The 20404-nt window shown below is 63.1% G+C and carries 23 protein-coding genes; 15 read left to right on the top strand and 8 right to left on the bottom strand.

Features of this window, described 5'->3' with window-relative positions; translation table 11 throughout:
- The first annotated feature begins 70 nt into the window (after positions 1-70).
- The 3 genes from HMPREF2690_RS09830 to HMPREF2690_RS09820 are packed head-to-tail and all read left to right on the top strand — an operon-like array spanning position 71 to position 2193.
- A complete protein-coding gene (locus tag HMPREF2690_RS09830) occupies positions 71-1348 on the top strand; it encodes a DUF445 domain-containing protein (RefSeq protein ID WP_246819542.1) in 1278 nt (425 codons plus the stop codon).
- Positions 1349-1363: 15 nt separating this feature from the next.
- Complete coding sequence (locus HMPREF2690_RS09825) at positions 1364-1867, top strand: CGLAU_01105 family protein (protein WP_070820778.1); 504 nt, start codon at positions 1364-1366, stop codon at positions 1865-1867.
- Between the two features lie 11 nt (positions 1868-1878).
- On the top strand, positions 1879-2193 hold the full coding sequence (locus HMPREF2690_RS09820) for a DUF2516 family protein (RefSeq protein WP_083284891.1): 315 nt from the start codon (positions 1879-1881) through the stop codon (positions 2191-2193).
- A gap of 52 nt (positions 2194-2245) precedes the next feature.
- On the opposite strand, the gene HMPREF2690_RS09815 is transcribed toward HMPREF2690_RS09820, so the two are convergent.
- The 3 genes from HMPREF2690_RS09815 to HMPREF2690_RS09805 are packed head-to-tail and all read right to left on the bottom strand — an operon-like array spanning position 2246 to position 4318.
- On the bottom strand, positions 2246-3004 hold the full coding sequence (locus HMPREF2690_RS09815) for an LmeA family phospholipid-binding protein (RefSeq protein WP_070453162.1): 759 nt from the start codon (positions 3002-3004) through the stop codon (positions 2246-2248).
- Between the two features lie 10 nt (positions 3005-3014).
- Positions 3015-3767 (bottom strand): class I SAM-dependent methyltransferase, encoded by a 753-nt coding sequence (locus HMPREF2690_RS09810; protein ID WP_371326028.1) that lies wholly within the window; start codon positions 3765-3767, stop codon positions 3015-3017.
- Between the two features lie 59 nt (positions 3768-3826).
- Entirely contained in the window at positions 3827-4318 is a 492-nt protein-coding gene (locus tag HMPREF2690_RS09805; RefSeq protein WP_070453169.1) for a DUF2505 domain-containing protein, read from the bottom strand.
- A gap of 24 nt (positions 4319-4342) precedes the next feature.
- On the opposite strand from HMPREF2690_RS09805, the gene HMPREF2690_RS09800 reads away from it, so the two are divergent.
- Entirely contained in the window at positions 4343-5344 is a 1002-nt protein-coding gene (locus HMPREF2690_RS09800) for a UDP-N-acetylmuramate dehydrogenase (protein ID WP_141761239.1), read from the top strand.
- A 156-nt stretch (positions 5345-5500) separates the two neighbouring features.
- On the opposite strand, the gene HMPREF2690_RS09795 is transcribed toward HMPREF2690_RS09800, so the two are convergent.
- Positions 5501-7222: a long-chain-fatty-acid--CoA ligase gene (locus HMPREF2690_RS09795; RefSeq protein ID WP_070820832.1), complete on the bottom strand. Its 1722-nt coding sequence runs from the start codon at positions 7220-7222 to the stop codon at positions 5501-5503.
- 24 nt (positions 7223-7246) lie between these two features.
- Positions 7247-9040 carry a long-chain-fatty-acid--CoA ligase gene (locus HMPREF2690_RS09790; protein ID WP_371326027.1) on the bottom strand — a complete coding sequence of 598 codons (1794 nt, stop codon included), beginning with the start codon at positions 9038-9040 and terminating at the stop codon, positions 7247-7249.
- A gap of 48 nt (positions 9041-9088) precedes the next feature.
- Here HMPREF2690_RS09790 and HMPREF2690_RS09785 point away from each other — a divergent pair, with 48 nt between their 5' ends.
- Positions 9089-10084 carry a MinD/ParA family ATP-binding protein gene (locus tag HMPREF2690_RS09785; RefSeq protein ID WP_245168073.1) on the top strand — a complete coding sequence of 332 codons (996 nt, stop codon included), beginning with the start codon at positions 9089-9091 and terminating at the stop codon, positions 10082-10084.
- On the opposite strand, the gene HMPREF2690_RS09780 is transcribed toward HMPREF2690_RS09785, so the two are convergent.
- The gene (locus HMPREF2690_RS09780; protein WP_070421505.1) at positions 10081-10350 is read right to left on the bottom strand and encodes a type II toxin-antitoxin system RelE family toxin; all 270 of its coding nucleotides are present in this window, start codon (positions 10348-10350) and stop codon (positions 10081-10083) included. The genes HMPREF2690_RS09785 and HMPREF2690_RS09780 overlap by 4 nt on opposite strands.
- Positions 10351-10419: 69 nt before the next feature.
- Here HMPREF2690_RS09780 and HMPREF2690_RS09775 point away from each other — a divergent pair, with 69 nt between their 5' ends.
- Positions 10420-10713, top strand: coding sequence for a type II toxin-antitoxin system prevent-host-death family antitoxin (locus HMPREF2690_RS09775; RefSeq protein ID WP_246815475.1), 294 nt, complete (start codon positions 10420-10422; stop codon positions 10711-10713).
- A gap of 33 nt (positions 10714-10746) precedes the next feature.
- Positions 10747-12009 (top strand): D-inositol-3-phosphate glycosyltransferase, encoded by a 1263-nt coding sequence (gene mshA / locus HMPREF2690_RS09770; protein WP_070820776.1) that lies wholly within the window; start codon positions 10747-10749, stop codon positions 12007-12009.
- Here mshA and HMPREF2690_RS09765 read toward each other — a convergent pair.
- A complete protein-coding gene (locus HMPREF2690_RS09765; protein ID WP_141761238.1) occupies positions 12006-13106 on the bottom strand; it encodes a chymotrypsin family serine protease in 1101 nt (366 codons plus the stop codon). The genes mshA and HMPREF2690_RS09765 overlap by 4 nt on opposite strands.
- 40 nt (positions 13107-13146) lie before the next feature.
- Between HMPREF2690_RS09765 and HMPREF2690_RS09760 the strand changes: the two genes are divergently transcribed.
- The 3 genes from HMPREF2690_RS09760 to HMPREF2690_RS09750 are packed head-to-tail and all read left to right on the top strand — an operon-like array spanning position 13147 to position 15774.
- Positions 13147-13893, top strand: a complete 747-nt coding sequence (locus HMPREF2690_RS09760) for a phosphoglyceromutase (protein WP_070421582.1) — start codon at positions 13147-13149, stop codon at positions 13891-13893.
- Positions 13894-13903: 10 nt separating this feature from the next.
- Positions 13904-15088 carry a sensor histidine kinase gene (locus tag HMPREF2690_RS09755; protein WP_070816033.1) on the top strand — a complete coding sequence of 395 codons (1185 nt, stop codon included), beginning with the start codon at positions 13904-13906 and terminating at the stop codon, positions 15086-15088.
- Positions 15085-15774: a response regulator transcription factor gene (locus tag HMPREF2690_RS09750; protein ID WP_070421500.1), complete on the top strand. Its 690-nt coding sequence runs from the start codon at positions 15085-15087 to the stop codon at positions 15772-15774. The genes HMPREF2690_RS09755 and HMPREF2690_RS09750 overlap by 4 nt, the downstream gene beginning before the upstream one ends.
- On the opposite strand, the gene HMPREF2690_RS09745 is transcribed toward HMPREF2690_RS09750, so the two are convergent.
- Complete coding sequence (locus HMPREF2690_RS09745) at positions 15756-16655, bottom strand: DUF3109 family protein (RefSeq protein WP_070482911.1); 900 nt, start codon at positions 16653-16655, stop codon at positions 15756-15758. The two genes, HMPREF2690_RS09750 and HMPREF2690_RS09745, sit on opposite strands and share 19 nt — an antisense overlap.
- Before the next feature lie 33 nt (positions 16656-16688).
- Here HMPREF2690_RS09745 and HMPREF2690_RS09740 point away from each other — a divergent pair, with 33 nt between their 5' ends.
- The 5 genes from HMPREF2690_RS09740 (at position 16689) to HMPREF2690_RS11760 (ending at position 20010) form a co-directional block, all read left to right on the top strand.
- A complete protein-coding gene (locus tag HMPREF2690_RS09740; protein WP_070482908.1) occupies positions 16689-17642 on the top strand; it encodes a Ppx/GppA family phosphatase in 954 nt (317 codons plus the stop codon).
- A complete protein-coding gene (locus tag HMPREF2690_RS09735) occupies positions 17643-18500 on the top strand; it encodes a hypothetical protein (RefSeq protein ID WP_070614803.1) in 858 nt (285 codons plus the stop codon).
- Between the two features lie 11 nt (positions 18501-18511).
- On the top strand, positions 18512-19324 hold the full coding sequence (proC, locus tag HMPREF2690_RS09730) for a pyrroline-5-carboxylate reductase (protein WP_070421580.1): 813 nt from the start codon (positions 18512-18514) through the stop codon (positions 19322-19324).
- A 181-nt stretch (positions 19325-19505) separates the two neighbouring features.
- Complete coding sequence (locus HMPREF2690_RS09725; protein WP_070421497.1) at positions 19506-19697, top strand: helix-turn-helix domain-containing protein; 192 nt, start codon at positions 19506-19508, stop codon at positions 19695-19697.
- A 211-nt stretch (positions 19698-19908) separates the two neighbouring features.
- Complete coding sequence (locus HMPREF2690_RS11760; protein WP_003855542.1) at positions 19909-20010, top strand: 30S ribosomal protein bS22; 102 nt, start codon at positions 19909-19911, stop codon at positions 20008-20010.
- The last annotated feature ends 394 nt before the right edge of the window (positions 20011-20404 follow it).

Here is a 20404-nt window from a genome sequence, read left to right as displayed (position 1 = left end):
TTGCCCTCTTCGTTTCGGCGGAGGGGGCATTTTTCGTGCCCGTGTCGGGCGGGCTGCTTTAATCGGGGGCATGACTGATCAGTTGATGCCAAGCCCAAACAATGAGGCGGAGCGTCGCCGCGCCCTGCGAAACCACAAGATCGCGGTGACAAGTTTGCTTGGGGTTGCGGCGGTGATCTTCCTTGCGTGCTCGTGGGCGCAATCCCAAGGCACAACGGCGGCGTGGATTGGTTACGTGCGTGCTGCGGCGGAGGCCGGCATGGTGGGTGGTTTGGCGGACTGGTTTGCGGTGACCGCGTTGTTTAAGCACCCGATGGGGATTCCGATTCCGCACACGGCGATCATCCCGAACAAGAAGGATCAGGTTGCGGGTGCGCTGAGCGACTTTGTCAGCGAGAACTTCCTGAATGCGCGCACGATTACGCAGAAGGTGATGGATGCGGGCATCCCGGAGCGGGTAGGCACGTGGATGGCGCAGCCAGCGAACGCGGAGCGTGTCAGCGAAGAGGTGGGCACGTTCGTGGTGCGCATGGTTGAGGGCATCGATCCGAAGGAGGCGGAGCGGTTCATCGATTCGCAGGTGATCGACCGCTTTGCGGAGCCGATCTGGGGCCCGCCGCTGGGCCGTGCGCTGGAGGGGTTGATTGCGGATGGCAAGGTGGAGCCGGTGGTGGATGACATGGTGGCGTGGGGTCGTCGCAAAGTAAATGGCATGGAGGACACGGTCGTTTCGCTTATCGACGAACGCATGCCCCGCTGGGCACCCCAATTCGCCAAAGACCTCGTGGGGCAGCGCGTGTACGACGAGTTGGTGTCGTTCATGGCGGACGTGGACGCGGACCCGCAGCACGAGGCGCGCAGGGCGCTGCGCCGCCAGATCAACGACTTCGCGCAGGACCTGCAGTTCGACGGGGAGATGATCTCGCGCGTGGAGGCGCTGAAGGGTGACATCATGGCGTCGAATGCGGTGCGCTCGGCGTCGGCGGGAATGTGGGCGCAGTTGTCCACCGCGTTGGTGGAGGCGGCCTCGGATCCGTCGAGCACGCTGCGCAGGAAGATCGCGGATGCGTCGATGGAATGGGGCACCAAGCTTCGCGACGACCCCACAGTCCGCGCCGATGCCGAAGCACGCCTGGAAAAGATCACCCACTACGCGGCTGAGAACGGCGCGGAACAGATCGTGGGCATCATCGCGGAGACGATCGAGCGCTGGGATGGGGAGGAAGCAGCGGAGAAGATCGAGCTGATGGTGGGCCGTGACCTGCAGTTTATTCGTCTGAACGGCACTGTGGTCGGTGCACTGGCCGGTTTGGTTATTTACACTGTGACACAGCTCTTGTTCTTTTAGATGAAAGGTAAAACTGTGGCTGACAACAATGGCGAGATCCGTAACAACCTGTGCGACGCTGGCGAGGCCCTGCTGCTGGCAGGTTCTTCCCTCGGTGCGGCGCTGGGCAAGGTAGCCGGCGAGCTCTCTGAGCGTTTCCAATCCACGTCCGATGAGGCTCGCACGAACTTGAACGCGGCGACGTCGGAGGGTGACGTGCGCAACGTGGCCAACAACTTCGTCGACGAGGCGGAGAAGCTCTTTAACTCCCTGCGTGAGCGTGATCTGCAGATCTCCGACGACCTCAAGGAGACTGTGACTACGAAGGTAAATGAGGTGCGCGCTGCGCTCAACGAGCGTCTGGATAAGGCTCTTGACGGTGTCGACGACAAGGGTGTTATGAGCGATGTCCGCTCGCGTTTCGACGGCCTGGTGGAGCGCCTCCAAGACCAGTTCACCAACACCACCGGCGACGGCGATATTATCGACGGCGAGATTCTGGAGACGGACGAAACCGACTCCAACAACACCGCTAACTAGAAGGTTGGGATATGGATACCGCGGCTCTTGAGCAGATCCAGTTCATCACGACGCTCCCGTCACGCGCGAGCTTCCTCATGCTCTTCGCGGTCGGCATCGCAGGCCTTGTGGCTGCCGGACTCGTGGCGACGACCCGCCCCGACGCGTTCGAAGCAGCAGGCCGCCAGTCCAAGGGCGCCTGGATTGGCATCCTGGCGCTGTCTGCGGTGGCGTGCATGCTCGGCCTGCCGTTCATCGCATGGTTTGGTGCGGTGGCGATCGGTATCTACTACTTCGACATTCGCCCCCAGATCAAGAACATTCTGGAGGGCAACGGCGGCTGGTAACACCGCCCGCGCCGCCGCAGCGCCACCGCCCGCGCCGCCGCAGCGGCACCGCTTAACCCTGCTGGGTCGTGAACCCGGCGGGGTTTTCTTGCATCATCTGCAGTTCGTTGAAGTTCACGTCGGTGCCCACCATGGAGACTTGGAGGCCGCCGTCGATGACGCGGAAGTCGTCGATACGCATGGTGCTGTTGGCTTCCTGGGCCATGCCGTTGGACAGGGCGCCGCTGATGGCGTCGGCGACACCGTCGGGCAGGTCGAAGCCGAACAGCGAGGTGTTCTCGGCCTCGAGCGCGAGTTGGCCGTCACGCATGGAGGGGCGCAGATCGATGCCTGCGACACCGCCGCTGAACTCGACGGTGAAGGTTCCGGCCTCGGGGTTCGCGGTGACGTCGCTGACGTTGATGAAGTTGGCCAGGAATCCGGCGTCCTCGCCCATCTGCTGCTCCAACTGCTGGTTGAGCATGGCGCGGACGTAGTCGGTGGGCAGATCGGAGGTCAGGTGGAGGGTTTCGGCGACCGGGTCGCCACCTGCGATGTGGACGTTGTCCATCTCCACGACGGCGGCGGGCGCGCCGGTGAAGGTGTTGCCGTCCACAACCAGGGTGGAGTCCTGGTCGATTTTCATGTGGGGGAACTTTCCACCCAGCAGGCCGAGTGTGACTGGCTTCGGGCCGAAGGACACCGAGGTGCCTTCCGGGGCTTCGGACGTGACCTGGTGGGACACGAACGCGCGGATGCCTCCTTCCGCAACGGCGAACAGGAGGAGTACTCCGACGATGATGGAGAGGGTGACTTTCCAGGCTTTGGTCATGCGGGCCAGTTTAGGAACTTGGAGCGATGGCGTTCCACTCGACGGTCACGGAATTGTCGGAAAAGCGGCGCCGCTGGGGCGTGATCGGCCATTTTGCGGCCAGGTCGTCGAGGGCGTGGCGCCAGCGCACGCGGGGGCCGTGGGGTTCCCATCCGGCGGCGTGTTCCCAGGCGGTGTCGGCGTCGGTAAGAAATGCGTGGATGGCCTCGCCGGGCACATTGCGGTGGATCAGCGCTTTGGGGAGGCGCTCCGCCACCTCTGAGGGGGTTGCGGTGTGGAAGGGATCCCAGGAGAGGGTTAAGGAGACGGGGCCGGTGTCGTCGAGAAGCAACCATGCGCAACGGCGTCCGATTTCATCGCAGGTGCCTTCGACGAACAGGCCGCCCGGCGCAAGGCGTGAGCAGACGGTGTCCCACACGTCGGGGACTTGGTCGACGTCGTATTGGCGCAGCACGTTGAAGGCGCGCACGAGGTGGGGGCGGTAGCCAGCAAGTTCGAAGCCGCCGAGCTCGAAACGCACGCCGTCGCGGGGCGGCAGGACGCGCTCCGGGTCGATCTCCAGGCCCACGACCTCGATGTCGGGGCGGATCTGGCGCAGCCACCCGGCCCATTCGACGGTGGTGGCGTGGGAGGCGCCGTAGCCCACATCCACGGCCAGCGGGTCGGGTACGGCTCGCAACAGGGACTGGACCCGCGGGTGAAAGCGGGTCCAGCGATCAGATCTGCGCAGACGATTAAACCCGGTCGTGCCGCGGGTGATCACCCCGTAGGGTTTGCCCGCCGCACCCGGGTTATCGGCGCGGAGATTGTGATAGTGGGGGATTAGAGGTTCTCGCTAATCCACTGGTCGGTGAGCTTCGCTTCGTTTTCCACGATCTCCTCGAGTGCCTCGGCGACCTTCGGCTCGAGGGCAGCGCCCATAAACGGGATGTTGACCTTGGCTTCGAGCTCGTAGTCGAGCTTGGTGTTGTCGCCGTCGCGGGTTGCTGTGTATTCGGCGCCGAGGTCCACCGGGGTGCCCTTGACGTCGCCGGTCATGGTGTGCTTGGCGGTGTCGCCGTCGAGCGCGCCTACGGTGACGACGCGCTTGAGCTTCAGGTCCTGGGACACCATCGCCTGTGCTGCCGGCGGGAGGATAGAGGTCGGCAGAATCTCAAAGAGGGTTGCGGTGTTGTCCGCGAACTCGTTGAGCTCGCCCGGTTCCGGGGAGAGTTTCTCTGCGATGAACTCCCAGTATTCGCGCGTGGCGTAGGCTTGCGCGACCTTTTCGATCGGCTGGTTGATGGTCACAGTGATCTCACTACGTGCAGTCATGGGTCACAGACTACCGTTGTTGGCGTGTCAACCCCATCATTTGCCTCTCTGACCACGTTGCGCGTCGGCGGTTCGCCGGCCGAGATCATCGAGTGCACCAGCGCCGAAGCACTCGCCGAGACCGTTGCGCGCCTTGATCGCGCCGGTTCGCCGCTGCTTGTTGTCGGCGGCGGTTCCAACCTGCTTGTTGCGGAAGGTGCGCTCGATCTGACTGCTGTGTTGGTGCGCAACGAGGGCATCTCGCTTATCGACGACACCACGCTGCGCATCCAAGCCGGCACCGTCTGGGACGACGTGGTTGCCTTTGCTGTCGACCATGGCCTCGGTGGTATCGAAGCCTTGTCGGGCATTCCGGGTTCCGCTGGTGCGACCCCGGTGCAAAACGTCGGCGCGTATGGCTCCGAGATCTCGGACGTGCTGACCCGCGTGCGCCTCTACAACCGCGAGACGGGTGCCGACGAGTGGGTGTCCGCCGAGTCACTGGAGTTGGCGTATCGCTACTCCAACCTGAAGTTCACCTCGCGTGCCGTGGTGCTGGAGATCGAGCTGGCGCTGGAGAAGACCGACCAGTCGATCCCGCTGCGCCACCTGGGCGGGGAGCGTGTGTCGCTGGCGGAGGCCCGTGCATCCGTGCTGGAGACGCGCCGGGCGAAGGGCATGGTGCTCGACGCGGATGACCACGACACGTGGTCCGCGGGCTCGTTTTTCACCAACCCGGTCGTGCCCACCGCACTGGCGGATGAGATCGAGGCCAAGGTCGGCGAAGACCACATGCCACGCTTTGCCGCTGGTGAGGGCCAAGAGAAGTTGTCTGCGGCGTGGCTGATCGAGCGCGCCGGCTGCCCCCGCGGATTCCCCGGGGAGGACGCGCCAGCACGCCTGTCCACCAAGCACACCCTTGCGCTGACGAACAGGGGTAACGCCACGGCGGACGACATCGTGGCGTTGGCGCGGAGGGTGCAGGGGGTCGTCGACAAGCAGTTTGGCGTTGAGCTGCACCCCGAGCCGGTCTGGGTGGGCCTTTAGCGCGAACCCCCGTCGCACGAGCAAATGGTGAGAATCAAACGGGGAGAACGCCAAAATTTTGCCGAGCTCACCATTAGGTTCTCACCATCTGTGGGGCGGCGCGGCGGATGGCCGCCGCGAGACCAACAAAGCAGCGCGGGTGTCCGGACCGAGCCTTTAGCGCTGCTCGAGCTTGGACAGCAGGTCCTCGCGGACCTCGCGGCGGCGTAGCTTGCCCATCTGGTCCTTGGCCAGCTCCTCGAAGTGGTAGAAGGTGCGCGGCACCTTGTAACGGGTGAGGTTCTCGCGGGCGAAGTCCTTCAGGCCGTCGGGGTCGAGGGCGGCGCCGTCGCGAAGCACGACGCAGGCGACAACATCCTCCGAACCGTCGGAGCGTGGACGTCCCACGACGGCGACATCCTCGACGTCCTTGTGGGTGCGGATGACCTCCTCAACCTCCGCAGGGTAGACGTTGAACCCGCCGGTGATGATGAGCTCCTTGATGCGGGAGACGAGCTTGATAAAGCCGTCCTCCTCCATCACACCCATGTCGCCGGTGCGGAACCAACCGTTGTGGAAGACCTTCTCGGTGGCCTCAGGGTTGTTGAAGTAGCCGGAGAACACCTGCGGGCCCTTCGCCAGGATTTCGCCGTCCTCGCCGTAGGGCATGTCCTTGTCCGGGTTGTCCGGGTCGACGATGCGGATCTCGGTGTCGGGGAAGGGGATGCCAATGTAGCCGGGGCGACGGTCCGCGGTCTGCGGGTTGCCCACGATGATCGGCGACGTCTCGGTCAGGCCGTAGCCTTCGACCAGGCGACCGCCGGTGGCGCGCTCCCACTCCTCGATGATCTCCTTCGGCAGCGACGACGCTCCCGAGAAGCCAATCTGGACCGGGGACAGGTCGATGTTTTTCTTCTTCGCCGTCTTCAGGATGCGCTCGAACAGGGTGGGCACACCCGGAATGAATGTTGGCGGGGTTTTCTTGATGGCCTTCATCACAAGAGGCATCTGCGGGGCTGGCAGGAGCACGAGTTCGGAGCCGATCAGCATGGTCAACGTCAACGAGAACGTCAGGCCGTAGGCGTGGAAGAACGGCAGGGCCGCCAGCATGCGCTGGTTGCCCTCTTGGAGTTCCTTTACCCACGCCTGGCCTTGCAGCGGGTTGGCAACCAGGTTCGCGTGTGACAGTGCCGCGCCCTTCGGCGCTCCGGTCGTGCCGGAGGTGTACAGGATCACCGCGGGGCTTTCCGGAGTGATCTCCGCTGGGGGTTCCAGGTCAGTGCCCAGCCCGCCGATGGCGGAGCTGGTCAACGACTCCCACGGCACCGTGTTGCTGCACGGGCCGGTGAGTGCTGCGCGGGCCTCCATCACCTTCGGCAACGGCAGGCGCAGCGCGAGCTGCTGGGCACGCGGCATGGCCTTGATCATGTTCACGCTGACCACGGTTTCCAGCGGGGTGTCGGCGCGCAGCTGCTCGAGCGTGTCGGCGGCCTTGTCCCACACGATTGCCACACGGGCGCCGTGGTTCTTGAATTGTGGGCGCAGCTCGTGGGCGGTGTAGAGCGGGTTGTGCTCGACGACAACACCGCCGATCTTCTGCACAGCAAAGAAGGCGGCGACGTGCTGCGGGCAGTTCGGCAGCATGATCGCCACGCGGTCACCCGGGCGAACGCCAAAGGCTTTCAGACCTGCGGCGGCGCGGCGCACCTCGCGGTCGAGCTCGCTAAAGGTCTGGGTGCGGCCGAAGAACCTGGTGGCGGTGTTGTTGCCGTTGGTGGCCAGGTTGTCGTCGTAAAGATCGTTCAGCGTGCGGTTGCCGTACTCCAGCGAGTGGGCGGTCCACTCGGGGTAGTACTGCAGCCAGGGGGCGTCTCCATTGGTTGGGGAGGGTGAAGTCATGGTGACCACCCTACGCCCATCTACCTACGGTTGGGTAAGAAGACTGACGAGAGTGTCGCGAACCTCACGGCGACGAATCTTGCCTGTCTGGTCCCGGTTCAGCTCCTCGAAGTGGTAGAACTCGCGCGGCACCTTGTAGCGCGTCAGGTGCTTGCGGGCGTAGGCCTTGAGGCCTTCGGGGTCGAGCGCGGCGCCGTCGACAAGTGTGATGCACGCGACAACGTCCTCGGCGCCATCCTCGCGGGGGCGGCCGACGACTGCGATGTCGTCGATATCCGGATGGCGGCGAAGTACGCCCTCCACCTCGTCCGGGTACACGTTGAAGCCACCGGTGATGATCATCTCCTTGATGCGCGCCACCAACTTGATCCAGCCGTCCGGCTCCATGACGGCCATGTCGCCGGTGCGGAACCAGCCATCGTGGAACGCGTTCTCGTTCGCCTCCGGGTTGTTCAAATAGCCTGCGAAGACCTGCGGGCCACGGGCGAGCAGCTCGCCTGGCTCGCCGTCGGGCATGGTGCGAGAGGGGTCGTCCGGGTCAGCGATGCGGATCTCCGTATTGGGGAAGGGGAGACCGATGTAGCCCGGACGACGTGTGCCGTCGAGGGGGTTGCCGGCGAGGATCGGCGAGGTTTCCGTCAGGCCGTAGCCCTCGATGAGGCGCCCGCCCGTGGTGTTTTCCCACAGTTCGATCGTCTCTGCAGGCAGGGTGGATGCGCCGGAGATCGACGTGTGAATCGAGGAAAGGTCGACGTTGTCTTTCTTCGCCCATTCGATGATTTTGGCGTACAGCGTGGGCACGCCCGGCAGCATCGTAGGCCGCGTTTTCAGGATCGCCGACTGGTACAACTGCGGCTGCGGTGCGGGCACGAGCACGATCTGCCCGCCGACCGTCAGTGGCAGGCCGTAGTTCAACGCAAGGCCGTAGATGTGGAACATCGGCAGCACGGCGAGCACCTTTTCGCGCACCGCACCCCAGTCCTCCAGCCACTCGATGCCCGCCTTGAGGACCGAGACGATATTGCGGTGCGTCAGCGGCGCGCCCTTCGGTTTCCCGGATGTGCCCGAGGTGTAGAGGATAAAGGCGGTAGTTTCCGGCTCGATCGGTGGCAAGTGCACCGTGCGAGAACGTGTCCGCAGCAGGTCGGTGAAGTTCATGGTCCCTGGGGCGGGGGCGCTGAGCTCGGCGCGCTTCTTCTTTACTGGCGGAATTGGCAGTGCGAGCAATGCCTTGAGGTGCGTTGGCATTTCGTCGATCATGTTGACGGCCACAACGGTTTCCAGCGGGGTGCGTCCGCGCAGGGAGAGGAAGGTGTCCGCTTCACGGTCGAAGACAATCGCAATCTTCGCTCCGTGGTCGTTGAACTGTGGCTCGAGCTCGTCTGCGGTGTAGAGCGGGTTGTGTTCGACGACGACCGCGCCCAGTCGCAGGATTGCCGTGACTGCGATGACGTGCTGCGGACAGTTGGGTAGCGCAACCGCAACGCGGTCCCCAGGCTGGACGCCGAGTTTGGCCAAGCCGGCTGCCGCGCTGCCGACGTGATCGTTGAGCTCGGCGTAGGTGAGCTCCTTGCCCATGAGCCATGTTGCGGCGCTGCGCGGTTGGGTGGCCACGGCCCGGTTGAACCAGCTCACGAGCGTATCTGTGCCGATTTCGGGACGCGGGTTCGTCCATTCGGCGTATTGCTCAATCCAGGCCTGTGTGTCTGCGGCGCCCATTGCATCCTCTCGGTTATGGTCATGTGTAACTAAACGTGTTGCGGAGTATAACTTACTCTTGCGTAGGTTGTGAATGGGTGCGCGCAAGAAATTGATCATCTACACTTGCCCGCATCACATATTTGGGGAAATACGGGGGGATTTTTCATGACCACGTTCCATGACGCCACGCTTCGCGACGCTGTTGCCATGCCGGAGCTTGAACTCACACCACCTGAGGTGCTCGATCAAACCAACCTGGTGGATCCGGTGAAATCGCCGCCGAAACAGGGCTGGCGCAAAATGATCCACACCGCCACTCGTGGTCGCATCAACCCGGGCGGTTCGCGCAAAGAGCTCGAGGAGCAGCAGCTTATCGACGCCATCCGTGCGCCCCTGCGCGGCGACTACCGCATTGCGGTGATGAGCCTGAAAGGTGGCGTCGGTAAGACCACAACCACCGTTGGCCTTGGAGGCGTGTTCGCACAGACCCGTGGGGATCGCGTCATCGCCATCGACGCCAACCCGGACCTGGGCACACTTGCCCAACGCGCAGCAACCGCGCCACCGGCCACCATCCGTGACCTGCTCCACGCGCCGGAAACGCACCGCTACCCGCAGGTCCGTGCCTTTACTAACCAGGCAGCATCGCGGCTCGAGGTGATCGGCTCCGAGCGTGACCCGGCGGTCTCCGAGGCGTTTTCGGAAGCCGACTATCGTCACGCCATCGACATCCTGCAGCACCACTACAACGTCATTCTCACCGACTGTGGCACCGGCCTGATGCACTCCGCGATGGCGGGCGTGCTCGACCTGGCCAACGCGCTTGTGCTGGTCACCTCACCTGCTCTCGACGGCGCGCAGTCCGCATCCGCGACCCTCGACTGGCTCAACCTCCACGGCTACGACCAGTTGGCCGCCAACGCTGTCGTGGTCGTTTCCTCATCCGCACCGGGCAAGCCGACCATCGATATGGGCAAGGTCACCGAACACTTCGCCTCGCGTACGCGGGCGGTGCACACGATCCCGTACGACAGGCACTTGGCGGAAGGTGCGGTCGTCGATTTGGAGCGCATGGCCGCGGCAACCCTGAAGTCCTATCAGCACCTGGCGGCTACGGTGGCGGCGGACTTCGGTGCGTGGCACCGGCACGCGGCGCACTAAAGGCCTTTGTAGACCTCGCCACGCGGCGCGATGCGCAGTACTTCCACTAGAACGACTTTTTGCTGAACTGAGTAGATGATCCGGAACCCGCCAACCCGGATTCGGAAATCGTCGTAGCCGGTTAATCGGACACAACCGGCGGGGAATGGATTAGCGGAGAGCGCTTGTAAGGCTTCGGTAATTCGCTCGAAGGTGTTTCGGTCGCTTCGTCGAATTTTTCTGAGGTCACGACTGGCTTGGTTGGTGAGCTCGACTTGGTATTTCATTGACACCCCCTAGAAAATGTGTACAGTGTGTACCAACTGTACACAGTATGGATGAAGGGGTGGTGCACTGTGAAAGCGCCGGAAGACGCAATTGCGCTTGTTGAATTGCGGAATCGCTTAGGTGAGACGGTTGACCGAGCGAATTATGCAGGTGAGCGGGTGTTGATTACCCGGAACGGGAAGTCTGCTGCAGCTATCGTGCCGGTTGAAGACTTGGTGCTGTTGGAAGAGCTAGAGCAGGTCGCTGACCGCGAACTGCTACGCCGTGCCCGTGAGGAGGACGACGGAACGAGGACACCGCTCGAGGTGGTTCTCAAACAGCTCGCTGAGGAAGACTTGCAAAGCCATACCAACGCGCAGTGACGCAGGGTTTTGCGCCGCGCTAGTCTGGCCCGCATGCGCGTCGCCATGATTTCAATGCACACGTCTCCGCTTGAGCAGCCGGGGATAGGTGATGCCGGTGGCATGAACGTCTACGTTCACAACATTGCGACCCAACTGGCCCGCCAGGGCACGCAGGTGGATGTGTTCACCCGTGCGACGCGGCCCAGCCAGGGCGAGATCGTCGAGGTCGAGCCAGGCTACCGGGTGATCAATATCGTCGCCGGGCCGTATGAGGGGTTGGAGAAAGAAGACCTGCCGACCCAACTCGCTGCGTTCGCCGGCGGGGTGGTGCAGTTCTGCCGAGCAGACGAGCGCTCTTACGACCTGATCCATTCGCACTACTGGCTCTCCGGCCAGGTGGGGTGGTTGCTCGCCGACCTTGCTGGGGTGCCACTGGTGCACACCGGGCATACGTGGGCGGCGGTGAAAAACGCCTACGGGGTGGGTGGATCGGAGTCGGAGGCGCGCCGTATTTGCGAGCAGCAACTCGTGGACAACGCCGAAACGCTCGTGGTCAACACCGAGGATGAAACCAGCGAGCTTGCCCGCTTCTACGACGTGGACCCGTCGAAGATCGACGTAGTCAGCCCTGGTGCAGATACGGAGTTGTTTACCCCGGGCACGAACCGCAACACGGAACTTGCGCGCCGCCACCTGGGCATTCCGTTGCACGCGAAGGTGGTTGCGTTCGTCGGCAGGCTGCAGGATTTCAAGGGCCCGCAGGTGTTGTTGCGTGCGATGGGGGAGGTCGTGCGCCGCGGCAGCGTCGAAGGTCCGTTGCGCGTGATCATCTGTGGTGGGGCGAGCGGGTCCGGTTCGTCGGTGGAGCACTACCGTGCGATCGCGGACGAGGAGGCGCTGGGTGCCACCGTGCGTTTCCTTGGCCCACGCCCACCGGAGGAACTTGTCAGCATCTACCAGGCGGCGGACGTCGTCGCGGTGCCGAGTTACAACGAAAGCTTCGGCCTGGTCGCTGTGGAAGCGCAGGCCACAGGCACCCCGGTGGTGGCGGCGAAGGTCGGCGGGCTCCCGATCGCGGTGTGTGACGGGGAGACCGGCCTGCTGGTGGGCAGTCACGACACCAACGAGTGGGCGGACGCGCTGGAGCGGTTGCTTATCGACGACTCCACGCGCATCCACATGGGCGAATCCGCCGTCCGCCACGCGGCCCGGTTTAGCTGGGCGGCGTCGGCAGACCAGCTCGCGGGCGTCTATAAGCAAGCGCTCGACGGTTACGACCCCTGTGAGGCTCCCCGGATCCCCGGCGGCAACTAGCGGATGATCGCGTTCACGGCGGCGCTGATCTCACCTGCACGCTGGTTGGCTGCGGCACCCGCACGTCCGGCAAGCTCCTGCGCTGCGGCAACCGGGTCTGCTGCTTGGGGAAGACGCTGCGCCTCCCCGGCGAGGCGAGCAGCATCAGCCTGGGCACCGTTGACTGCGCCGGTGAGTTTGTGGAACTTCGACGGTGCCGGCGCGGGCTTGTTGGCGGCGGCTGGGTTGTGCTGGGCGATTTCGTCGCGAAGCGTCGCAAACTCCGCGCGCGGCGCCGGCTCAGCAGGAGTAAACGCCTGATTTACCTGACCGTCGGGGATACCGTAGGCGGACTCGAGCGCACGATCGATCTGCTGGGAGTTGCCGAAGGGGCCGTATCCAATGATGGTCAACCCGATGGCCTCGCCCGTGCGCGGGTCGTAGTTGATGCCGCCGGAATCACCCGAGGCGTAGTTCAACCCGACGTGCCAGATGAAGTTCTGTGTACGGAACACCTGGGTGCCGCACGAGCGGCCGGTGCGCATGCCGTCTTTGCAGATGGGCTGGCCAAAGTTGTCAAAGCTGATCAGCTCGTTGCCCAGGCTGCGGTAATCCTTCACGCCGGTGATCGCCACGTTCCGGGAGGGGGTGCTGCCCCACTGGTCGCGGGAGGTGGACCAGCCGGAGGCAGAAACGCCTGGGTCGAGGCGGACCATGGCCCAGTCGGGCTCGTCGATAATGCGGTAGAAGTCCATCAATTCGCCGTTGCCCAGCTCGAACTTCTTGCGCTGCGTATCAATGGTGCCCACGTGCGGGTAGCGCACCCCGCCACCACTTCGTACCGGCGCGTACACCTCCGGGCGCACCGTTTTATCGTCCACGTCGAAGCAGTGCGCGGCGGTGATCATGATCCGCTTCGTCTGCCCGTCAGGGGTGCGCACCACACCGGAAGGGCCCTGGCTGCAGCGCGACGTGTTAGCAAACGAATTAGAGCCCTCGAACAGTGTGGCCACAGGCGCGCCGGGGGCGGCAAGCGCAGGCGCTGCGGCAGCAGATGGGGCAGTGGTCAGTGCCGCGGCGACGGCAACCGCGGCGGCGTAGCGAAAAACCTTGAGCATGCCCACGACACTAAACCTCTTTCGTGGCATGCTTAAAGTCATGGGTAACGGAAAGTTGATTCTTGTACGTCACGGTCAAAGTGAGTGGAACAAGTCGAACCAGTTCACCGGCTGGGTGGACGTCGACCTGACAGAGCAGGGCGAGCGCGAAGCCGTCAACGCCGGCAAGCTCATGGTTGAAAAGGGTGTCCTGCCGGACATCGTGTTCACTTCGCTGCTGCGTCGCGCGATCCGCACCGCCAACATTGCGTTGAACGCAGCGGACCGCCACTGGATCCCGGTTGTGCGCAACTGGCGCCTCAACGAGCGCCACTACGGCAAGCTGCAGGGCCTGAACAAGGCGGAGATCCGCGACAAGTACGGCGATGAGCAGTTCATGGAGTGGCGTCGTTCCTACGACACTCCGCCACCGGCGATTGACATCGATAACGAGTACGCGCAGACCAACGACCCGCGCTACGCGTTCCTGCCGGAGGTGCCGCGCACCGAGTGCCTGCAGGACGTTGTGCGTCGCTTCCTGCCGTACTACGAGGAGGCAATCTTGCCGCAGCTGCTGCAGGGCAAGACTGTCATGGTCGCAGCGCACGGTAACTCTCTGCGTGCGCTGGTGAAGTACCTCGACGGCATTTCCGACGAGGACATTGCGGCGCTGAACATCCCGACCGGCATGCCGCTGCTGTACGAAATCGGCGAGCGCGGCAAGGTGCTCAACCCGGGCGGTACCTACCTCGACCCGGAGGCTGCCGCTGCTGGCGCTGCCGCTGTGGCGAACCAGGGCAAGAAGTAGCGCTTAGGCTGTGTCGCCAGTTCTTGCGTTTATTCTCGGCGCGCTCGTCGCCGTCCCCGCTGCCCATCTCGGGCGGCGGGCATTGCGTTGGTATGCCCGAAACAGTGCGGACGACCACGATGAAGACACTGGCGTGAGCACTGTCAGCGATATGTTGCACCTGGTGACACAGGGATCGCCCACCGGCATCGTCGTCGTTGGAAGAAATGGCAAGGTGCAACTGTCCAACGCGCGTGCCCACGATATGTCGCTTGTGCACGACGGCACCGTCAACCCCCGCGTACTCGACGTTGCGGAGCAGGTGATGGACGATGCGGAGCAACGTGTCATCGACATGGAGATGCCACAGCGCACCACCGGTAACCGCATCCGTAACGTGCGCGCGGTAGTTGCTCCGTTGACGCTGACGGATAACTCGTCGGTGATCATTTACGGCTCCGACGAGTCTGAGAATGTGCGGATGGAGCACGCGCGGCGTGATTTCGTCGCAAATGTCTCGCACGAGCTCAAAACCCCCGTCGGTGGCATGTCGCTGCTGGCGGAGGCGCTTCTGCAGGATCCGACTGACCCGGAGATGGTCGAATACTTCGGCGGGAAACTGCACAAGGAAGCGCACCGCATGGGGGAGATGATCACGGACCTGATTGCGCTGTCGAAGTTGCAAGGCGCGGAAGCGCTGCCCGACATGGCGCCAGTGCGTGTCGACGACATCATCGACGAAGCCGTCATCCGCAACCACGTCACCGCCGAAAACCGCAAGATTGAAATCAACCGTGGCGCCCCCACTGGGCTGTACGTGCTCGGCGACAAGTCGATGCTCACAGTGGCGGTGGCCAACCTGATCTCCAACGCGATCAACTACTCGCCGGATGGGCAGCCGGTGAGCATCACGCAGAAAACGGTGCGCGACAAAGCGGTGCTGATTCGTGTCACGGACCGCGGCATCGGCATTGCGCCCGAGGACCAAAAACGCGTGTTTGAGCGGTTCTACCGGGTGGATAAGGCCCGTTCCCGCTCGACAGGTGGCACTGGCCTGGGGCTGGCGATTGTCAAGCACGTGGTTGCCAACCATGGCGGTAACATAACCGTGTGGTCTAGGCCCGGCACCGGCTCAACGTTCACCATTGAGTTGCCGATCTTTGACCCGGAATCTGTTCACGCCTCTGCTGGCAGAAAGGAACTTGAGCAGCAGTGACGACCATCCTTATCGTCGAGGACGAAGAGAACTTATCGGATCCGCTCGCGTTTTTGCTGGGCAAGGAAGGGTTTGAGACCAAGATCGCGCCGGACGGTCCGACGGCGCTGCAGCTCTTCGACTCTGAAGACATCGATCTGGTTCTGCTGGATCTCATGCTGCCGGGGATGAGTGGCACGGAGGTGTGCCGAAAGCTGCGTGCGGAGTCGTCGGTGCCGATCATTATGGTCACGGCGCGTGACAGTGAGATCGATAAGGTTGTCGGCCTGGAGCTGGGGGCGGACGATTACGTGACCAAGCCGTACTCCACCCGCGAACTCGTCGCCCGCATCCGCGCGGTGCTGCGCCGCGGTCCGGAGGCGGAAAGTGTGGAGGAGGCCGACGACCAGCTGCTGAAGGGCGGCCGGGTGGTCATGGACATCGACCGTCACACGGTACTCGTGGACGGCCAGCCGGTGCCCATGCCGCTCAAGGAGTTCGATCTGCTTGAGTACCTCATGCGCAACGCCGGCCGCGTGCTCACCCGCGGCCAGTTGATCGACCGCATCTGGGGCGCCGACTACGTGGGCGACACCAAGACCCTGGACGTGCACGTCAAGCGGTTGCGTTCCAAGATCGAGGCGGAGCCGAAGCGCCCCACTCAGCTGGTTACCGTGCGCGGCCTGGGTTACAAGTTCGAGGCCTGATCCGTCGCGGGGTGGGTGGCTTTCGCCTCCTGCGGCAGGTTCGCGCGAGCCTCGCAATGCTTTGCGACGATCGCATACGGGACCTCACCAATCAGCGCAATCAACTCGTCCTTCATGGACTGCCAAATCGGCTTGAGGCTGCCGTTGTTCGGGGTGTGGCACTGCGGTGAGGCGGTGCACCACCAGTCGAAGTCCTCGCCGCCGTCGCCCCATTGGCGGCGGTCGTACTCACCGATGGTGGTGCGCAGGATCTCGTGGCCGTCGCTACGCTCTTGCCATTCATCCTCGCGGGAAAACGGCACCTGCCAGCACACTTCCGGCTTAGTGCCAACGATGTTGTGGCCTTCCGCCATCGCCCACTGGTGCAGCGCACAGCCCGCACCGGTGGGGTGACCGGGGCGGTTAGCAAAGATGCAGGCGCCGTCGACCACCTTTGTCTTGATGTGCGGACCGTCGTCCTCTTCATCGCTGTCGTCCCACTCCAGCCACGGTTCGAGCCACGTGGGGTCGTCGGCCTTGAAGAACTCATCCGTGTCGGCCGGACGCAACTGCCAGTACTTCGCCGGCATCAACGCAACGGAGTTATATACGGTGTCGCGGTCTTCTTCGTCGGCAATGTATGCGCCGTGGATGCAGCAGCCGACCGCCTGGTTGGATTCGTCGATACCCAGGCACTGTGACGTGCCAAAGCGGCACGACCAGGTGGACTCGAGCCAGGTCAGATCTAGCGAAAACGTGTGGTCAGGGTCCTCCGGGTGGACAAACTCAAACCATTCGCGCGGGAATTCCTGGGCCGTTTCCCTGCCTGCCGCAATGGAGCGACCTGCCGGGGAATCTGCCGGAAAGCCAAGAAAAACAGGATTCGGGGCTGGTTGATTCACACTTGCACACCGTAGACCCGTTACGCTGAGGTGGTGCGATTAGGTGTATTAGACGTCGGAAGCAACACCGTCCATCTTGTGGCGGTCGATGCATACGGTGGCGGACGCCCCACCCCGATGAGTGACTGGAAGCAGCCGCTGCGGCTTGTCGAGTTGCTGGATAAGAAAGGCAACATCGAACAAAAAGGCATCGACAAACTTGTCGACGCCTGCCAGGAAGCAGCCGACCTCTCCAACAATCTCAAGTGCCAAGAGGTCCTTGCCTTCGCCACCTCGGCAGTACGCTCCGCGACGAACTCCGAGGACGTGCTGAAGCAGGTGAAGAAGAAAACCGGCGTGGACCTAGAGATCCTCTCCGGCGAAGAGGAAGCACGCCTGACCTTCCTCGCTGCCCGCCGCTGGCACGGCTGGTCCGCCGGCCGCATCACCAACCTGGACATCGGCGGTGGCTCGCTCGAGATTTCCTCAGGCACCGAAGAAATGCCGGACCTGGCAGTGTCGCTGGACCTCGGCGCTGGCCGTCTGACCCACGAGTGGTTCGACACCGACCCGCCAGAGCGTAAGAAGATCAACATGCTGCGCGACTACATCGACGCGGAACTCGCCGGCCCCGCCGAAGAATTTAAAGCACTCGGCGAGGTAGGCCTGGCGGTGGGTACGTCGAAGACGTTCCGCTCCCTTGCCCGCCTTACCGGTGCAGCACCATCGTCGGCAGGTCCGTTCGTGCAGCGCACCCTCACCGCACCCGGTTTGCGCCAGCTCATCGCGTTCATTTCACGCATGACAGCAGCGGACCGTGCGGAGCTCGAAGGCATCAATGCGGACCGATCCCACCAGATCGTCGCCGGTGCCCTCGTTGCCGAGGCTGCAATGCGCGCACTAAATATTGATAAGTTGGAGATCTGCCCGTGGGCCTTGCGTGAAGGCGTGATTCTGAAACGCATCGACCAGGGCGGTTTGAATGCCGATAAAGGAGACGACGAGTAAATGGCCGACAAGCAGCTCACGGTAGCCGAGCTCCTCGCGCGCGCCGAGAAGGAAAATCCTTCGGCCACACGACGCCCCCGGCGCCGCCGCAGCCTCGAAGACGGTGGCGTTTCGGTCGCCGAGCTCACCGACTCCTTTAAGAAGGTCAACGTCAAACCTGTCGAGGCGAAGCACTCGAGCGTGCCTATCGACGCCCCCGCCGAACCGGCAAAGACCGTCAAGCAGGAGAAGCCAGGGGAGAAGCCGGCGGAGAAGCCGGCCAAGCAGGAGAAGCCTGAAGAGGCAGTGGCCAAGGCGAAGCCGACTCAGGCTCCGCCTGCCGAGGACGACACCCACGTCATTCCGGTCGTGCGCGAAGGCGCTGCCAAGCCGGCAGGAAAGCCGGCAGAGAAGCCTGCAGGGAAACTGGCGGAGAAGCCGGTAGAGAAGCCTGCGGAGAAGCCTGCAGCACAGGCCACGGCGCCTGCGGCAGCTGCGGCTGCTGTGGCGGCTCCTCAGTCGGAGGAGAAGCCGGTAGAGGAGGTAGTCGTCGATAAGCAGGATGCGGAGCTCGACCTGTTCGAGAACGACCTGCCTGATGAGGACGTCCGCGACATCGAAGTCGAGGACGCCTCCATCAACCCGATTCTGATGGTGCTGCTCGTTGGCCTGGGCGTGCTGCTGGGTGTGCTTGGGTTCCTGGCATTCAAGTGGCTGTGGGCGCACGTCATCCCAGTTGTTGCGGTGCTGCTTGGCATCGTCGCAGTGGTCGGCGTGGTTTTCGGTGTGCGTGCGATGCGCACCGGACGTGATGGTCTGAACATGGCGCTTGCAGGTATCGCTGCAGCAGTTATGGCATTTGGGCCCGCGTTGATCTAAACATGGCAACCATGGCAAACATCGCAATTATTGGCGCCGGAAATATCGGCGAAGCGCTCCTGTCGGGTCTGATCCAGTCCGGTTACGACCCGGAGAAGATCACGGCGACGAATAGGTCGTCGCAACGCAGCGAAGTATTGCGTGAGCGCTACGGCGTGCGCACCACCAACGACAACCACGAAGCCGTACAGCACGCCGACGTCGTGTTCCTGTGCGTGAAACCCGCGGGCATCCTCGACGTCATCGCCGAAATTGGCGAAGGCTTTGGCGACGCCGACAACACCCCGGTCCTGGTCTCCATGGCAGCAGGTATCACGCTGGCAGCGATGGAAGAGGCAGTGGCGCTCGCAGGCGCCCCGATCGCGCGCGTTATGCCGAATACGCCCATGCTCGTCGGTAAGGGCGTGCTTGCGGTGACCTACGGGCGTTTCGTTGACGACGAGCAGCGGCAGACCGTCGATGAACTGCTCGCCGCCGCCGGCGAGGTTGTCACCGTCACCGAACCGCAGATCGACGCAGTGACCGCAGTGTCCGGCTCCGGCCCTGCGTACTTCTTCCTTGTCACCGAAGCGATGGTGGACGCGGGCGTGTCCCTCGGCCTGCCGCGCGACCTTGCGGAGCGTCTGGCTAAGGCCACCGCGGCCGGTGCAGGCGCGATGCTGGAAGGCGAGGATGGGCCCGTGCAGTTGCGTGCCAACGTTTCGTCCCCGGCAGGCACAACCGCGCGTGCAATCCGCGAGTTGGAGGAATCCGGTCTGCGTGGTGCGTTCTACCGCGCGATGGAGGCCTGTGCGCGCCGGTCGAAGGAACTTGGCGAGGAATAACCCCGGTAGTCACACCCGTCACAACTGATGCTGTGTGTTCACTACCTGCACTCTGAAAAAATTCTCTCCCTTAAGTCGCACTCAACCCATGTTTCACGTTAGGGTGGTTGGAGCACGTGCGTGTTCGTCCTGCGGGAGGGGAAGCCTGCAGCGCGTTTGCGTGCCGAGAGGTAAGAATTAAGTGGTTAATGAAGATAAAGGAAAGTTCCTGACGGTCGCCGAAGTCGCGGAGATTATGCGCGTCTCCAAGATGACCGTCTACCGCCTCGTTCACTCCGGCGAACTGCCTGCCGTCCGCGTAGGCCGTTCGTTCCGTGTCAACGAAAACGCGGTGAACGAATACCTGGAGTCCTCCGTCTACGACGTGGGGTAAAACCACTCCAGACCCCTACGAAACGCCCGTTCCCACCTGATTTCAGTGGGGGAACGGGCGTTTTCGGTTTTTGGCTGCTGGTCTGCACGCCTGTATGCTTGGCGTGTTCAGGTTGGCCACAACCTGTGGGAGTGTGCACCTCCCACTGTTCCGCGCAAGCGGTCGTGCCGACCACGTACGTACGAAGCAACGTTAGAAAAGAGGAAGCCTTATGGGTTCAGTTATTAAGAAGCGCCGCAAGCGTATGTCGAAGAAGAAGCACCGCAAGATGCTCCGCCGCACTCGTGTGCAGCGTCGTAAGCTCGGCAAGTAAGCCAAGCGCCGCCCGCCTCCGTTTTTGTGGAGGCGGGCTTTTTGTTTGCCTTCCGTGGAGCGGATGGTGGGGTGTGGGTGTGTCCCTATATATGGCGTCGGATTGGGGTTGGGGCGGATGGTGGGGTGGTGTTCTCCTGGTCTGTGGGCTGATCGTCTAGCTGGGCTTGTGATGCTGCTAGACGATCTCGTTTCGGCCTCTGTGTTTGCCCTGGTGGTGTTGGGGTTGTTTGTCGTTATGGGGCTGATCGTCTAGCTGGTGTTTCAGGGTGCTAGACGATGAGCGTTGGGGTGGTGGACTGGTGTGTTCGTGGGGTTGAAACACGGTGTTTTCGTGTCTTGAGCGCTGTTGTTGCGTGCCTGCTCCTAAAACGGGGGTAATTTGCGGGGGTAAG

Source organism: Corynebacterium sp. HMSC034E11 (assembly GCF_001835905.1).
In the GTDB taxonomy this organism is placed as follows: Bacteria; Actinomycetota; Actinomycetes; order Mycobacteriales; family Mycobacteriaceae; genus Corynebacterium; species Corynebacterium coyleae.
Note: the sequence above shows the minus strand (reverse complement) of the source record. Positions and strands in the feature narration are given on the sequence as shown.